Genomic DNA, 15,206 nt, shown 5'->3' on the forward strand with positions numbered 1-15,206 from the left:
TCAAAGGATCAGATCGCGTAGTTCGTCCGGCAGCCCACCGGGTTGTTTGATTGCCGCCAGGTCGGCTTCAGCCATGGCGTTCCAGGCATCCTCATCCCACAACTGAAACTTGTTCAGTTGCCCCACCAGCATCGCCCGCTTGTCCAGCTTGGCGTACTCGCGCAGGCGCGGCGGAATCAGGAAACGCCCGTTTCCGTCCAGTTCCAGATCGACGGCATTACCGATCAGCAGCCGCTGCAGGCGCCGCGTTTCTTCTCGCAAAGAAGGCAGCTCGCGCAGCTTGGCTTCGATCAGTTCCCATTCGGGCAAGGGGTAAACGGTGAGGCAGGGGTCGACCGCGTCGATAGTGACGATGAGCTGGCCGGCACAACGCGAAACGAGCTCGTCACGATACCGACTCGGCATCGCGAGGCGCCCTTTGGCGTCGAGACTTATGGCATTAGCTCCGCGAAACACGTCAGCGCTTCCCCTGTGGTTGGCTTTCCATGCCAATTGATCCCACTTTTACCCACTTCATACCACTTCTGCACACTATAGAAATCCACACTCCCCACCGTCAAGGCGCGTCAGAAGTGAAAAATCCTTACAGGACGGAGATTTAGCGTGCTTTTGGAAGGTTGCGGAGCGCTTTTAGAAGTAAAAGAGATGACAAAACACAATAAGTCCAAAGTTTTAGCCTTCGAACTTAAAGTGATTTATCAAGAGTTGCGGCTTTTCGCTTTTGCGACGGACGGATAAAACCGGGAAAAAGCGAAGAGAGTGGGAAGAAGTGGGAGAGTCGATCTATAAGCCGGGTTCTGTCGAGGACAGCCATTCCTCTGGGACGCACATCACTGTACGCCTCAAGCGACCTACCCGAATCCAACGCGGGCCGCGCCAATGGATTCCTATTTGGTCTTGCTCCGAGTGGGGTTTACCTAGCCACGCACTGTTGCCAGCCGTGCGGTGCGCTCTTACCGCACCTTTTCACCCTTACCGGCGCTGTTGCGCTTAGGCGGTTATTTTCTGTGGCACTTTCCGTAGGCTCGCGCCTCCCAGGCGTTACCTGGCACTCTGCCCTATGGAGCCCGGACTTTCCTCCACCGCGCTATTGCGCGACAGCGACTGTCCAATCGACTCTCCGCCGACAAGGTTAGCGGGAGCAGGCGCGAAGAACAAGCTCAACTCTTCCCTTGGCGCTGCAAAGCCTGTTGATACAAAAGGTTTTTTCGCACCCCGGTGATTTCCGCCGCCAGCGCCGCGGCTTTCTTCAACGGCAGCTCGGCAAGCAGCAGGTCGAGCACCCTGAGCGCCTCTGCACCGATCGACTCCTCGCCTTCCGGCGCCTGCCACCCCGCCACCAGCACAACGCACTCGCCGCGCTGCTGGTTGCTGTCCGACGCGACCCAATCGTGCAGTTCGGCCAACGGCAGGCTGCGAATGGTCTCGAAGGTCTTGCTCAGCTCCCGCGCCAGCACCGCACGGCGCTCCCCGCCGAACACGTCGCGCATGTCCGCCAGGCTTTCCAGCAGACGATGGGGCGCCTCGTAGAAAATCAGCGTGCGTGGCTCTTCCTGTACCGCCTGGAGGCGGCTGCGTCGTCCCGCAGCCTTGGCGGGCAGGAAACCTTCGAAGATGAACCGGTCCGACGGCAATCCCGCCGCCGACAGCGCCGCGATCAGCGCGCAGGAGCCCGGCACCGGGACCACCCGGATACCCAGCGCCTGTGCCTGGCGCACCAGGTGGAAGCCGGGATCGGAAATCAGCGGGGTACCGGCGTCCGAGATCAGCGCGACGTCCTCCCCCCCCTGCAGCCGGGAGATGAAGCGCCCGCCCTCCTCGCGTTCGTTGTGCTCGTGGCAGGCCGCCAATGGCGTCTCGATGCCGAAGTGCTGGAACAGCCGGATCGAATGGCGGGTATCCTCCGCAGCCACCAGGGCCACCTCCCGCAGCACCCGCAGGGCGCGCGGGGTGATGTCGTCGAGATTGCCGATCGGGGTCGCCACTACGAACAGAGTGCCTGCTGACACGAAAATACCTCGGGAGCTATCTGAAAAGGCGGCATTGTATCGCGATTCAGGGTGCCGCCATCGCACCCGAGGCGGGCCTCCGGTACAATCGGCGACTCTTCGTGAATGCGCCATGAGAAGCCCTATATGATCGCTTGCCTGCGTCCGCTTTCTGCTCTGATCCTGGCCGGTCTGCTGACCGCCTGCGCGACCTCGTCCAATTCCGGACTGGGCGAACTTCCCCGTACGCCGAATGCCAGCATCGAGCAGTTGTTGCAACAGGCCAGCCAGAGCAAGCCCGAGGAAGCGGCGCTGCTGCGCCTCTCGGCAGCGGACCTTGCCTACCAGCAGAAGGACCTCGCCAGGTCCACCGCCATCCTGGGACAGATCCCGCTGGAAAGCCTGAAGCCGGCCCAGCAGGTCTTCGCCAGCACCCTGAACGCCGAACTGGCCCTCGCCCGCAGCAAGCCCAAGGCCGCCCTGCAGGCATTGCAGCATCCGAGCATGCAGCATCTCAGCGAACTGCCGGTGACCCAGCAGGTTCGTACCCAGCGCGCCAAGGCCCAGGCCCTCGCCGCCGACGGCCAGGTCCTTGCCGCAGCCAAGGAGCGCATCTACTTCGCACCGCTGCTCGAGGGCCCGGCGGTGATCGAGAACCAGGAAAAGATCTGGACCCTGGTCAGCAGCCTGCCGGTCGACCAGTTGCAACCGAGCGCCAACGAAGGCGACCTCAGCGGCTGGCTGACCCTGGCACGCATCACCAAGACCTCGCCGACCCTGCAGCAACAGCAGGCCAGCATCGAGAGCTGGCAACAGCAGAACCCCGAGCACCCGGCGGCCAAGCACTTGCCGGCGGCGCTGGAGAAACTCAAGACGCTGTCCCAGCAGCCGCTGACCCGCATCGCCCTCCTGCTACCCCAGCAGGGGCAGTTGGCCAACGTCGCCCGGGCCCTGCAGGACGGCTTCCTCGCCGCCCACTTCCAGGCCCAGCAGGCCGGCCAGAACCCTCCTTCGATCAAACTCTACGACAGTACCCAGGTGCGCTCGCTAGATGACTTCTACCGCCAGGCCCAGGCCGATGGCGTCGAACTGGTCGTCGGTCCACTGGAGAAGCCGCTGGTCAAGCAACTCGCCAGCCGCGAGCAACTACCGATCACCACCCTCGCACTCAACTACAGCGACAACAGCCAGGAAGGCCCGGCGCAGCTGTTCCAGTTCGGCCTCGCCGCCGAGGACGAAGCGCGCGCGGTGGCCAGCCGGGCCTGGGGCGACGGCATGCGCCGGGCCGTGGCGCTGGTGCCGCGCGGCGAATGGGGCGACCGCGTGCTGGCCGCCTTCAGCCAGAGCTGGCAGTCCGCGGGCGGCAGCCTGATCGCCGCCGAGCATGTCGACCAGCCGGTACAACTGGCGCAACAGATCGCCGACCTGCTGCAACTGCGCCAGAGCGAAGGCCGCGCCCAGCGCCTGCAGGGCGCCCTCGGCAGCCAGATCGCCACCCAGCCGTCGCGCCGCCAGGACATCGACTTCGTGTTCCTCGCCGCCACCCCGCAGCAGGCCCGCCAGATCAAGCCGACCCTGGCCTTCCAGTACGCCGGCGACCTTCCGGTCTACGCCACTTCGCACCTCTACACCGGGACCAACAACCCGACCCAGGACCAGGACCTCAACGGCATCCGCTTCTGCGAGACCCCGTGGCTGCTCAACCCCAGCGACCCGACCCGCCAGCAGGTCGCCGCCCAATGGCCCCAGGCCAACGGCAGCATGGGCCGCCTCTACGCCATGGGCGTCGACGCCTACCGCCTCGCTCCGCGACTGCCTGAACTGAAGGCCGTGCCGAGCCTGCAGATCGACGGCCTGACCGGTACCCTGAGCCTGAATCCGACCCAGCGCATCGAACGCCAGTTGCAATGGGCCGAATTCCGCAATGGCCAGGTCCAGCCGCTGGGGACCACCAGCTTTTGACCGATAGGGAAAGCTCCCGGGACAAGGGGCGCCAGGCCGAGGAACTGGCCTGCGCCCATCTACGGCGACAGGGCCTTGCCACACTTGGCAAGAATTGGACCTGTCGCCGTGGAGAGCTCGATCTGGTCATGCTCGACGGCGATACAGTAGTATTCGTCGAAGTCCGCTCCCGCCGGCATCGCGCCTGGGGCGGAGCCCTGGAGAGCATCGACGCGCGCAAGCGGCAACGCCTGATTCTCTCCGCCGAACTTTTTCTGCAACAGGAGGCGCGCTGGGCCAAACGCCCCTGTCGCTTCGATGTGGTCACCGTCGATACCAGCGACGGACAATCACCACCGCGACTGGACTGGATTCAGAACGCATTCGACGCCTGATCAGCCGCCCCACCGAAGGTCATTACCGATGGACATGCAACACCGTATCCGCCAGCTCTTCCAGGCCAGCATCGAGACCAAGCAGCAGGCGCTGGAAGTACTGCCTCCCTATATCGAGCAAGCCAGCCTGGTGATGGTCAATGCGCTGCTCAACGAGGGCAAGATCCTCTCCTGCGGCAATGGCGGCTCGGCCGGCGATGCCCAGCACTTCTCCTCCGAACTGCTCAACCGCTTCGAGCGCGAACGTCCGAGCCTGCCGGCCGTGGCCCTGACCACCGACAGCTCGACCATCACCTCGATCGCCAACGACTACAGCTACAACGAAGTCTTCTCCAAGCAGATCCGCGCCCTGGGCCAGCCGGGCGACGTCCTGCTGGCGATTTCCACCAGCGGCAATTCGGCCAACGTGATCCAGGCCATCCAGGCTGCCCACGACCGCGAGATGCTGGTGGTCGCCCTGACCGGCCGCGACGGTGGCGGCATGGCTTCGCTGCTGCTGCCGGAAGACGTGGAGATCCGCGTTCCTTCCAAGATCACCGCACGCATCCAGGAAGTCCACCTCCTGGCCATCCACTGCCTCTGCGACCTGATCGACCGCCAACTGTTCGGGAGTGAAGAATGAGCCGTACCGCCTTCGTCGCCGCCACCCTGGCCCTGAGCCTGGCCCTGGGAGGCTGCAGCAGTTTCCTCAGCGCCACCCGGGACAAACCGATCGACGACGATCGCGGGACCCGAACCATCGGCAGCAAGATCGACGACTCGCTGATCGAGACCAAGGCCGCGGTGAACATCGCCAAGGCCGATCCGGCCCTGGACAAGGACTCTCACATCGTCGTGGTCAGCTACAACGGCATCGTGCTGATCGCCGGCCAGACCCCGCGCGCCGACCTCAAGAGCAAGGCCGAGCAGGCCGCACGCACGGTGCAGAAGGTCAAGAACGTGCATAACGAACTGCAGGTGACCTCGCCCTCCTCCCTGCTCGCCCGCAACAACGACGCCTGGATCACCACCAAGCTGAAGACCCAGATGCTCAGCGATCCCAACGTGCCCTCGTCGCGGATCAAGGTGGTCACCGAGAACGGCATCGTCTACATGATGGGCCTGGTCAACCAGCAGGAAGCCGCCCAGGCTGTCCGCGTCGCCCAGGGCGTCGACGGGGTGCAGAAGATCGTCAAGCTGTTCGAATACATAAACTGAAGAACAGCGAACGAAAAAAAGGCGATCCTTCGATCGCCTTTTTCATTGCTCGCCGTTTACTTGACCACCTTCAGGGATGGCCTGCCACTGGGACGCGGCGGCTCATCGGACGGTCCGCCATCGTCATCGCCCGGCTCGTCGTCCACCGGACCCGGCTGCTCCAGATCGAAGACCATGCCCTGGCCGTTTTCCCGGGCGTAGATGGCCATTACCGCCAGCGCTGGAATGTACAGGCTCTGCGCCACGCCGCCGAAACGCCCCTCGAAGCTGACCGCCTCGTTGTCCATGTGCAGATGCCGCACGGCAGAGGGCGAGACATTGAGCACGATCTGCCCATCGCTGGCATAGCCCGGAGGCACCTTTACCCCGGCGAACTCTGCGTTCACCAGGATATGCGGCGTGCAATCGTTGTCGACGATCCATTCATAGAGCGCGCGGACCAGATAGGGACGGCTGGAATTCATCTTCATGTTCCTTAACGCATATCTCGTTCAACGGAAGACAGGCTGGCCCGGAAGCTTTCCCGGGCGAATCCGCGCTCCATATAGTCGAGCAACGGCTTGGCCTGCCGCGGCAACTCGATGCCCAGCAGCGGCAGACGCCAGAGGATCGGCAACAGGCAGCAATCCACCAGGCTGAAATCCTCGCTGAGGAAATATGCCTTGTCGGCGAACAGCGGGGAAACCCCGGTCAGGCTCTCGCGCAACTCCTTGCGCGCCTGGACCCGCTCGGCCTCCTTGCTGCGCGCATCCAGGATCCGGTCCACCAGGGAACACCAGTCCCGCTGGATACGATGGATCAACAGGCGGCTGTTGGCACGCTTCACCGGATAATCGGGCAGAAGCGGCGGATGCGGATAGCGTTCATCGAGGTATTCCATGACCACCGTCGGCTCGTACAGCGCCAGGTCGCGATCGACCAGGGTCGGTACGCTGCCGTAGGGGTTGACCTCCGCCAGCATCGGCGGACAGCGGCCCGCCTCGATATCGATCACCTCTACCGCCACGTTCTTCTCGGCCAGGACCAGGCGGATGCGATGGCAGTAATGATCGGCAGGGTCGGAATAGCAGGTCAGCTTGTTGATTGAAGCCATGGAGCCCTCCTCGCAGGTCGACTTGTGGGAGGTGAAAAGACGCGCGCGCCCCGTAGGGCGCGCGCTTCGAAGACCAACGTGCGGGTTAGTGCACGTCCTTCCAGTACTCGCGCTTGAGGAGATAGGCGAATACGAAGAAGAAGGCCAGGTAGAGCAGGACGTAGGTACCGATACGCTCGGAGGCCAGCTTGTTCGGGTTGGCCGAATAGGCCAGGAAGGTCACCAGGTTCTTGACCTTCTCGTCGAACTGAGCTTCGTTCAGTTCGCCGGTCTTCGGCACCACGGTCAACTGGTCACAAGCTTCGTGAGTCAGCGGGGTACCGGTCAACGGATCGAACTGCTTCTTGCCATCCTCGACCACCTGTACCTGCTTGCAGCCGATCACCTGGCGTCCCTGCAGGGGCGCCAGGACGTTCGGCATGCCGACGTTGGGGAAGATCACGTTGTTCACGCCCCACGGACGCTTGGGATCCTCGTAGAACGAGCGCAGGTAGCTGTACAGCCAGTCGGTGCCGCGTACGCGGGCAACCAGGGTCAGATCCGGCGGAGCGGCGCCGAACCAGGTCTTGGCGTCGGCCGGCTTCATGCCGATGTCCATGTGGTCGCCGATCTTGGCGCCGGTGAACACCAGCTTCTCCATCATCAGATCGGCAGGAATGCCCAGGTCGGTGGCGACACGCTCGTAACGCTGGAACTTGGCGCTATGGCAGCCCATGCAGTAGTTGGCGAAGGTACGCGCGCCATCCTGCATGGCCGCCTTGTCGGTCAGGTCGATATCGACATGATCCAGTTGCGGCCCATGGCCGCCAGCGGCGAAACCCAGGACTGGCAGTACCGCCAGAATCAGTGCAGCGAATTGCTTTTTCATCAGCCAGTCACCCTTTCCGGAACCGGTTTGGTCTTCTCCATCCGGGTGTAGAACGGCATCAGGATGAAGAAGGCGAAATACAGGACGGTGCAAACGCGCGACAGGGTAGTACCCAGCGGGCTCGGAGCCTGGGCGCCGTAGTAGCCGAGGATCACGAAGGACACCGCGAAGATCACCAGCCACAGCTTGCTCAGCCAGCCCTTGTAGCGGATCGAGCGAACCGGGCTGCGATCCAGCCACGGCAGGACGAACAGCACGGCGATCGCCGCACCCATCGCCACCACACCCATCAGCTTGTCCGGAACCGCGCGGAGGATCGCGTAGAACGGGGTGAAGTACCAGACCGGAGCGATGTGCTCGGGGGTCTTGAACTGGTTGGCCATCTCGAAGTTGGGCTTCTCGAGGAAGTAGCCGCCCATTTCCGGGAAGAAGAAGATCACGGTGCAGAAGATGAACAGGAACACCACCACACCGACGATATCCTTCACGGTGTAGTACGGATGGAACGCGATGCCGTCCAGCGGTACGCCGTTCTCGTCCTTCTTCTTCTTGATGTCAACGCCGTCCGGGTTGTTCGAACCGACTTCGTGCAGCGCCAGGATGTGCAGCACGACCAGGCCGAGCAGGACGATCGGCAGGGCGATCACATGCAGGGCGAAGAAGCGGTTCAGGGTGATGCCGGAGATCAGGAAGTCACCGCGGATCCACTGGGCCAGGTCTTCGCCGACCACCGGAATCGCGCCGAACAGGGAAATGATCACCTGGGCGCCCCAGTAGGACATCTGACCCCAAGGCAGCAGGTAGCCCATGAAGGCCTCGGCCATCAGCGCCAGGTAGATCAGCATGCCGAAGATCCACACCAGCTCGCGCGGCTTCTGATAGGAGCCGTAGAGCAGGCCGCGGAACATGTGCAGGTAGACCACGATGAAGAACGCCGATGCACCGGTGGAGTGCATGTAGCGAATGATCCAGCCGTAGTCGACATCGCGCATGATGTATTCGACGGAAGCGAACGCCTCTTCGGCCGACGGCGTGAAGCTCATGGTCAGCCAGATGCCGGTGAGGATCTGGTTGACCAGCACCAGCAGCGCCAGGGAACCGAAGAAATACCAGAAGTTGAAGTTCTTCGGTGCGTAGTACTTGCTCAGATGGTCTTCCCACATCTTGGTCGCGGGAAAACGCGCATCGACCCAAGCCATGAACTTGTTCATCAGGCTTTCTCCTGGTCCACGCCGATGGTGATGACGTCGTCAGCATCGAACGTATAAGGCGGAATCGGCAGGTTCAGCGGCGCTGGCTGGCCTTTGTAGACACGACCGGCGAGGTCGTAGTGGGAGCCGTGGCAAGGGCAGAAGTAGCCGCCCTTCCAGTCCGGACCGAGGTCGGCGGGGGCGACTTCGGGACGGAAGGTCGGCGAGCAGCCCAGGTGGGTGCAGATGCCGACGATCACCGCCAGTTCCGGCTTGATCGAGCGAAGCTTGGGATCGACGTACTCCGGCTGCTCCGAGGCCTTGGAGTCCGGGTCGGCCAGTTGTCCTTCGAGGCTCGGCAGGGCGTCCAGCATCTCCTTCGTGCGGTGCACGATGAATACAGGCTTGCCGCGCCATTCAGCGATGATCTGCTGACCTGGATCGATCTTGCCCACGTTCACCTGCACCGGCGCGCCAGCAGCCTTGGCTTTGGCACTGGGGAACCATGACCCTACGAACGGGACCGCAGCACCCACCGCTCCCGCCGCGCCAACCACAGAGGTGGCCGCGACGAGGAAGCGACGCCGGCCTGCATTCACGCCGTCATTACTCATTCAGTCGTCTCCCATCAGCTTCAGACCTGTTCTAATCAGGCCTTTAAGTAAAAATTCGAGCCGCGCAAAAAATTCGCCAAATGGTAAAGAAAACCCCCTTTGATGACAAGGTAATAGCCTGACACAAAACGCCCGAAACCCTTGTAGGGCGCGCCCTTCGGCCATGCGACACCTTGCCGCAGAGTTAAAGCGTAGACATAAAAAAACGCCCAGCTCCGAAGAGGTGGGCGTTTTTCAGCAAGCGTCGAATTAACGCTTGGAGTACTGCGGACGCTTACGCGCTTTACGCAGACCGACTTTCTTACGCTCGACTTCACGGGCATCGCGAGTCACGTAGCCGGCCTTGCGCAGCGAGCTACGCAGGGTTTCGTCGTACTCGATCAGGGCACGGGTGATGCCGTGACGGATCGCACCGGCCTGACCGCTTACGCCACCGCCAACGACGGTAACGAAGATGTCGAACTTCTCGACGGTCTCGGTCAGCTCGAGCGGCTGACGCACGACCATGCGAGCGGTTTCACGACCGAAGAACTGATCGAGACCACGGTTGTTGATGGAAATCTTGCCAGTACCCGGACGCAGGAAGACGCGAGCGGTAGCGGTCTTACGACGGCCAGTGCCGTAATTTTGAGTCGCCGACATAATGAGCTATCCCGTTAAATCTTCAGTTCTTGGGGCTGCTGAGCGGTGTGCGGGTGGCTGGCACCCTTGTACACCTTCAGCTTGCGATACATATCGCGACCCAGAGGGTTCTTCGGCAGCATGCCTTTTACAGCGGTCTCGATGACGCGCTCAGGGGCCTTGGCGATCAGCTTCTCGAAGTTGATCGACTTGATGCCGCCCGGGAAGCCGGAGTGGTGGTAGTACATCTTGTCGGTGGTCTTGGCACCGGTCACACGCACCTGCTCGGCGTTGATGACGACGATGTAGTCGCCGGTGTCAACGTGCGGAGTGTACTCAGGCTTGTGCTTGCCACGCAGGCGGCGGGCAATTTCGGTCGCCAGACGACCCAGGGTCTGGCCGGCAGCGTCGACGACGAACCAGTCGCGCTGTACAGTTTCCGGTTTCGCGGTATAGGTTTTCATTCGTTATAGCCTCAGGGGCCGCCTGAAAATAAGACGGCGAATCTTACTGGACAGTGGTTGCCTTGACAAGTCAAGGACAGCCGAAAACAGACACGAATTGGGGCTCGGGTCGGTGTGCGTCCGTAACGACTAGATACATCGATCGGCAGGCTTGGCATCCCCCACCGATGAAAGGCTGCGGAATTATGCAGATTTCGCCAGAATTTACAACCGCATTAACCACTTAATTTCACGAGGACACCCGCATGGAGTATCGCCCGCTCGGCCGCACCGATCTGAAAGTCAGCGCCCTCTGCCTCGGCACCATGACCTGGGGCGAGCAGAACAGCGAGCAGGACGCCTTCGCCCAGATCGCCAGGGCCAAGGCCGCCGGGATCAATTTCATGGATACCGCCGAAATGTATCCGGTGCCGCCCCGCGCCGAGACCTACGCCAGCACCGAGCGCATCATCGGCAACTGGTTCCGCCGCAGCGGCGACCGCGCCGACTGGATCCTCGCTAGCAAGATCGCCGGCCCCGGCAACGGCATCAGCCATGTGCGCGACGGCAACCTCAAGTTCAACCGCCAGCACATCGTCGCCGCCCTCGATGCCAGCCTGGAGCGCCTGCAGACAGACTGGCTGGACCTCTACCAGTTGCACTGGCCGGAGCGGCGGACCAACTTCTTCGGCCAGCTCGGCTACCAGCACCAGGAAGAGAGCTTCACACCGCTGGAGGAAACCCTGGAAGTGCTCGACGAGCAGGTGCGCGCCGGCAAGATCCGCCACATCGGCCTGTCCAACGAGACACCCTGGGGCACCATGACCTTCCTCAGGCTCGCCGAGGAGCGCGGCTGGCCGCGCGCGGTATCGATCCAGAACCCCTACAACCTGCTCAACCGCAGCTTCGAGGTGGGCCTGGCGGAAATCGCCATCCGCGAGCAGTGCGGCCTGTTGGCCTACTCGCCGATGGCCTTCGGCATGCTTTCCGGCAAGTACGCGGACGGCGCCCGCCCGGCCAACGCGCGCATCAGTCTCTACAGTCGCTTCACCCGCTACACCAACCCGCAGGCGGAAGCGGCCTGCGCGCGCTACGTGGCGCTGGCCCGCGAACATGGACTGGAACCGGCGCAGATGGCACTGGCCTACGTCACTTCGCGGCCGTTCGTGACCAGCAACATCATCGGCGCGACCTCGCTGGAACAGCTGGAAACCAACCTCGGCAGCGTCGACCTGAGGCTGGACGAGGAGGTGCTCGCCGGTATCGATGCGATCCACCGGGAGCAACCGAACCCGGCTCCCTGAGGCTCCAGGGGCCTGGCGCTGCCGCGGGTTCGGCGGACAACCGCGCGATGCGCTCGTTCGCCCCTCCCGGTGGCCAGGAGCGCCTCACAGGGCCCGCGCGATGATCTCCTTCATGATCTCGTTGGTACCGGCGTAGATCCGCTGTACCCGGGCATCAGCCCAGGCCCGCGCCACCGGATATTCCCACATGAAGCCGTAGCCGCCGTGCAACTGCACGCATTCGTCGAGCACCTTGCATTGCAGGTCTGTCGTCCAGTACTTGCACATGGCGGCGGTGGGTACGTCCAGCTTGCCCTGGAGATGCAGCTCCATGCAGCGATCGACGAAGACCCGGCCGACCTGGATCTCGGTAGCCATCTCGGCAAGCTTGAAGCGGGTATTCTGGAAGTCCGCCACCGACTTGCCGAACGCCTTGCGCTCGCGAGTGTAGTCGAGCGTCCATTGCAGGGCCGCCTCGGCCGACGCCAGCGCGCCGATACCAACGGTCAGGCGCTCCTGCGGCAGCTCCTGCATCAGGTAGATGAATCCCTGGCCGTCCTTGCCGAGCAGGTTCTCCCGGGGAATCCGCACATCCTGGAAGAACAGCTCGGAGGTGTCCTGGGCCTTCATCCCGACCTTCTCCAGGCGCTTGCCCTTGCTGAAGCCCGGCGTACCCGCCTCGACCACGAACAGGCTTATGCCCTTGGCGCCAGCCTTCGGATCGGTCTTCGCCACCACGATCACCAGGTCGGCGAGGAAGCCGTTGGTGATGAAGGTCTTCGAACCATTGATGACGTACTCGTCGCCATCCAGTACCGCCGTGGTCTTCACCCCTTGCAGGTCGGAACCGGCCCCCGGCTCGGTCATGGCGATGGCCGCGACCATCTCGCCGGATACCAGCTTCGGCAGGTACTTGCGCTTCAGCGCCTCGCTGCCGTAGTGGAGGATGTAGGGCGCAGCGATGTCCGAATGCAGGGAGAAACCGATCCCGGTCAGGCCGGCCCGACCGATCTCTTCGATGACCACGGCGCTGTAGAGGAAGTCCGCGCCCATCCCGCCATACTCTTCCGGCAGGTGCGAACAGAGCATTCCGGCCTCGCCGGCCTTGTTCCAGAGCGCGCGGTCGACATGCCCATCCTTTTCCCATTGGTGATGGAAAGGCACGGCTTCCTGTTCGAGGAACTTGCGCACGCTGTCGCGAAACAGTTCGTGGTCGGAGCTGAACAGGGTTCTCGGTATCATCGTGGTCACCTGGAAACGGTCTGGGATCGGGTTGGCTGCACGCGGCAGGTCTTCGACTGTAGGGAAATGCCCCGACCGACGCACTGGACAGTTGCGCCAAAAAATAAGACGATCCAGCCGCCTTTTGACCGCTTTCCCTTACTCACAACAACGATAAAAATCCATGCGCGCTCAATCCGCTCCGGTGCTGAAACATGTCGGCATCGTCGCCATCGACGGCGTCTTCGCCTCGACCCTGATGCAGGCCAAGGACTTCTTCCACATGGCCAGCCTGCGCCACGGCAAGCAGCAGGGCCTCGGTCTCCAGCCGGCCTTCCGCACCCGCATCCTCAGCCCCGACGGCCAGCCGGTACGCAGCTTCAGCGGCGACAGCATCGCCGTCGACGGTCCCCTCGCCGCCTGCGATATCGTGGTCCTGCCCGCCTTCTGGGGCGACTTCGACGCGCTCGAACGGCGCTATCCGCAAATCGTTCCCTGGTTGCGCCGCAGCCATGCCGAGGGAACCGCCCTCTGCGGCGAGGCGACCGGGGTTTTCTGGCTGGCCCAGGCAGGCCTGCTGGATGGCAAGGAAGCGACCACCTACTGGCGCTTCTATCGGGAATTCGCCGAACGCTTCCCGAACGTGCTGCTCAACCAGGAGAAGCACCTGACCGATGCCGACGACCTGTTCTGCGCCAGCGGCGTCACCTCCGCCTGCGACCTCTACATCTATCTGATCGAGCGTTTCTGCGGCGGATCGGTGGCCCAGGCGGTGGCCCGGGATACCCTCTACGAAGTACAGCGCAGCTACACCCCAGGGCGTATCGGCTTCGGCGGACAGAAGCTGCATCATGACCCGACGATCCTGCAGATCCAGCAATGGCTGGAAGACCACTTCGCCGACAAGTTCCGTTTCGAGGATGTCGCCCGCGACCACGGCATGAGCATCCGCAACTTCATGCGGCGCTTCCAGGCCGCTACCGGCGACAAGCCGCTGCACTACCTGCAGCGACTGCGGATCGAGACCGCCAAGGGCATGCTCTCGAGCACGCGCAAGAGCATCAAGACGATCAGCTACGAGGTCGGCTACGACGACGCCAGCTTCTTCGCCCGCCTGTTCCGCCAGCACACCGAACTCTCTCCCCACCATTACCGTCGCCAGTTCATGCAGAAGGAAAGCTGAGCCGGACATCGCCGGGCCTGCCCGAACGGCATCGGCGCCGGCGCTTTCCCTACAGAACCTAGGATAGGTAGCCAGGTCGGCCTTCGCGGGTTCTCATGAACCCGCAGGCCCGCCGCAGACGCGGGCGTTCCGAACAACGACAAGAACGGACCTTTGCCATGCGCCTTTATCTGCTCGCCTTCCTGGCCCTCTTCGGTATGAATGCTATGGCCGCCGACAACTGGAAAGCCTTCCCCTACGACCAGAGCGCCTATGACTATCCAGGCGACAAGTTGAAGGAAGCCTGGCCGCGCCTGACCCGCGGCTTCGGCGACTATCCCTATCCGGACGCCGACTGGGTGGTGAACATGGCGACCGCCCATCCGGATGCCCTGGAAAAGACCGTGAAGGCCGGCACCGGCTTCACCGGCAAGCCGGAAGAGGCCGCGCAATATGCGGCGCGCCTGCAGGATGTCTGGCGCCTGCTGTTCCGCGGCGACTACGCCAAGGCCAAGGAGCAGGGACTAGCCCTGGGAGTCGGCGGCCAGGTACCGGCGATGTTCGCCCAGGTGCTCTACGCCATGTTCCTGGCTCCCGACCAGGCGGAGAAACAGCGCCTGCTCGAAGAGGTCATCGACTACACCGAACAGGCCGGCCCGCTGGTCAAGGCCGATATCGTCGCCCAGTTCGGCAGCGTCTACGCCAAGGCGCGCCTGGCCGAGGAGCTATCGGTACCGGTAGTGCTCAAGCGCGGCTATACCAGCGAAATCCCCAAGGAACTGGACGCCCTCCTGGCCAGGCAACCCAACCAGCCGTTCGCCCTGGCGCTCTACGGCGGCTACGAGGCGGGAGTGATCCGCAAGGTCGGCAAGCTGGTCGGCAAGATGACCTACGGGGTCAGCGCCGACAAGATGGAACAGTACTTCGCCCGCTCCTTCCGCCAGGCCAACGACCTGCCGATCGGCCACTACGAGTACGCCAACGCGCTGACCTACGTATACGGCGACGACGAGCGGGAGAAGGCCATCGCCCAACTGAAGCAGGCCGTGGCGATCAAGCCGATCAACGCCATGGAAGCCCTCGAAGTGGCCCATGCGAAGAAGCTCCTCGCCGGCTTCGAGCAGAACACCGCGCAGCGCTGAAACGCCGCGCGTCCATGAAAAAAGGGGTTGCCATCGGCAACCCCTTTC

Annotated in this window: 17 protein-coding genes and 1 other RNA gene; 7 read left to right on the plus strand and 11 right to left on the minus strand. The window is 63.0% G+C overall.

Features of this window, described 5'->3' with window-relative positions; translation table 11 throughout:
• The 3 genes from mraZ to rsmI all read right to left on the minus strand — a co-directional run bounded on the left by mraZ (position 1) and on the right by rsmI (position 2,009).
• Positions 1 to 456 carry a division/cell wall cluster transcriptional repressor MraZ gene (mraZ, locus tag M6E97_RS29190; RefSeq protein ID WP_003103101.1) on the minus strand — a complete coding sequence of 152 codons (456 nt, stop codon included), beginning with the start codon at positions 454 to 456 and terminating at the stop codon, positions 1 to 3.
• A 314-nt stretch (positions 457 to 770) separates the two neighbouring features.
• Positions 771 to 1,120: RNase P RNA component class A (rnpB, locus tag M6E97_RS29195), an RNA gene on the minus strand.
• Between the two features lie 40 nt (positions 1,121 to 1,160).
• Positions 1,161 to 2,009 (minus strand): 16S rRNA (cytidine(1402)-2'-O)-methyltransferase, encoded by an 849-nt coding sequence (gene rsmI, locus M6E97_RS29200; RefSeq protein WP_003134739.1) that lies wholly within the window; start codon positions 2,007 to 2,009, stop codon positions 1,161 to 1,163.
• 126 nt (positions 2,010 to 2,135) lie between these two features.
• On the opposite strand from rsmI, the gene M6E97_RS29205 reads away from it, so the two are divergent.
• Genes M6E97_RS29205 through M6E97_RS29220 form a run of 4 tightly spaced genes read left to right on the plus strand, consistent with a single transcriptional unit; the run spans position 2,136 to position 5,521 of the window.
• Positions 2,136 to 3,950 carry a penicillin-binding protein activator gene (locus M6E97_RS29205; RefSeq protein WP_016253867.1) on the plus strand — a complete coding sequence of 605 codons (1,815 nt, stop codon included), beginning with the start codon at positions 2,136 to 2,138 and terminating at the stop codon, positions 3,948 to 3,950.
• Positions 3,947 to 4,324, plus strand: coding sequence for a YraN family protein (locus M6E97_RS29210; RefSeq protein WP_003110149.1), 378 nt, complete (start codon positions 3,947 to 3,949; stop codon positions 4,322 to 4,324). The genes M6E97_RS29205 and M6E97_RS29210 overlap by 4 nt, the downstream gene beginning before the upstream one ends.
• Before the next feature lie 28 nt (positions 4,325 to 4,352).
• Complete coding sequence (locus M6E97_RS29215; RefSeq protein ID WP_003094149.1) at positions 4,353 to 4,946, plus strand: phosphoheptose isomerase; 594 nt, start codon at positions 4,353 to 4,355, stop codon at positions 4,944 to 4,946.
• A complete protein-coding gene (locus M6E97_RS29220; RefSeq protein ID WP_003094151.1) occupies positions 4,943 to 5,521 on the plus strand; it encodes a BON domain-containing protein in 579 nt (192 codons plus the stop codon). The genes M6E97_RS29215 and M6E97_RS29220 overlap by 4 nt, the downstream gene beginning before the upstream one ends.
• Before the next feature lie 56 nt (positions 5,522 to 5,577).
• Here M6E97_RS29220 and M6E97_RS29225 read toward each other — a convergent pair whose 3' ends face one another.
• From M6E97_RS29225 to rplM, 7 genes are all read right to left on the minus strand, one after another.
• Positions 5,578 to 5,985 (minus strand): ClpXP protease specificity-enhancing factor, encoded by a 408-nt coding sequence (locus M6E97_RS29225; RefSeq protein WP_003094153.1) that lies wholly within the window; start codon positions 5,983 to 5,985, stop codon positions 5,578 to 5,580.
• A gap of 11 nt (positions 5,986 to 5,996) precedes the next feature.
• Positions 5,997 to 6,614, minus strand: a complete 618-nt coding sequence (locus tag M6E97_RS29230; RefSeq protein WP_003094155.1) for a glutathione S-transferase N-terminal domain-containing protein — start codon at positions 6,612 to 6,614, stop codon at positions 5,997 to 5,999.
• An 85-nt stretch (positions 6,615 to 6,699) separates the two neighbouring features.
• A complete protein-coding gene (locus M6E97_RS29235; protein ID WP_003094157.1) occupies positions 6,700 to 7,482 on the minus strand; it encodes a cytochrome c1 in 783 nt (260 codons plus the stop codon).
• Positions 7,482 to 8,693 carry a cytochrome b gene (locus M6E97_RS29240; RefSeq protein WP_003094159.1) on the minus strand — a complete coding sequence of 404 codons (1,212 nt, stop codon included), beginning with the start codon at positions 8,691 to 8,693 and terminating at the stop codon, positions 7,482 to 7,484. Before M6E97_RS29240 ends, M6E97_RS29235 begins: the two co-directional genes overlap by 1 nt.
• Positions 8,693 to 9,286, minus strand: a complete 594-nt coding sequence (gene petA / locus M6E97_RS29245; RefSeq protein WP_003100631.1) for a ubiquinol-cytochrome c reductase iron-sulfur subunit — start codon at positions 9,284 to 9,286, stop codon at positions 8,693 to 8,695. The genes M6E97_RS29240 and petA overlap by 1 nt, the downstream gene beginning before the upstream one ends.
• Positions 9,287 to 9,535: 249 nt before the next feature.
• Entirely contained in the window at positions 9,536 to 9,928 is a 393-nt protein-coding gene (gene rpsI / locus M6E97_RS29250; RefSeq protein WP_003098810.1) for a 30S ribosomal protein S9, read from the minus strand.
• A 14-nt stretch (positions 9,929 to 9,942) separates the two neighbouring features.
• Positions 9,943 to 10,371, minus strand: a complete 429-nt coding sequence (gene rplM, locus M6E97_RS29255) for a 50S ribosomal protein L13 (protein WP_003094164.1) — start codon at positions 10,369 to 10,371, stop codon at positions 9,943 to 9,945.
• Between the two features lie 245 nt (positions 10,372 to 10,616).
• On the opposite strand from rplM, the gene M6E97_RS29260 reads away from it, so the two are divergent.
• A complete protein-coding gene (locus M6E97_RS29260; RefSeq protein WP_003094166.1) occupies positions 10,617 to 11,654 on the plus strand; it encodes an NADP(H)-dependent aldo-keto reductase in 1,038 nt (345 codons plus the stop codon).
• A gap of 84 nt (positions 11,655 to 11,738) precedes the next feature.
• Here M6E97_RS29260 and M6E97_RS29265 read toward each other — a convergent pair whose 3' ends face one another.
• Positions 11,739 to 12,884, minus strand: a complete 1,146-nt coding sequence (locus tag M6E97_RS29265; RefSeq protein ID WP_003134747.1) for an acyl-CoA dehydrogenase family protein — start codon at positions 12,882 to 12,884, stop codon at positions 11,739 to 11,741.
• Positions 12,885 to 13,137: 253 nt separating this feature from the next.
• Here M6E97_RS29265 and M6E97_RS29270 point away from each other — a divergent pair, with 253 nt between their 5' ends.
• Complete coding sequence (locus M6E97_RS29270; RefSeq protein WP_003120906.1) at positions 13,138 to 14,037, plus strand: GlxA family transcriptional regulator; 900 nt, start codon at positions 13,138 to 13,140, stop codon at positions 14,035 to 14,037.
• Positions 14,038 to 14,195: 158 nt separating this feature from the next.
• Positions 14,196 to 15,158 carry a hypothetical protein gene (locus tag M6E97_RS29275; RefSeq protein ID WP_003110032.1) on the plus strand — a complete coding sequence of 321 codons (963 nt, stop codon included), beginning with the start codon at positions 14,196 to 14,198 and terminating at the stop codon, positions 15,156 to 15,158.
• Positions 15,159 to 15,206 lie beyond the last annotated feature (48 nt).

This window comes from Pseudomonas sp. B111 (assembly GCF_026428275.1).
Taxonomy (GTDB): Bacteria; Pseudomonadota; Gammaproteobacteria; order Pseudomonadales; family Pseudomonadaceae; genus Pseudomonas; species Pseudomonas aeruginosa.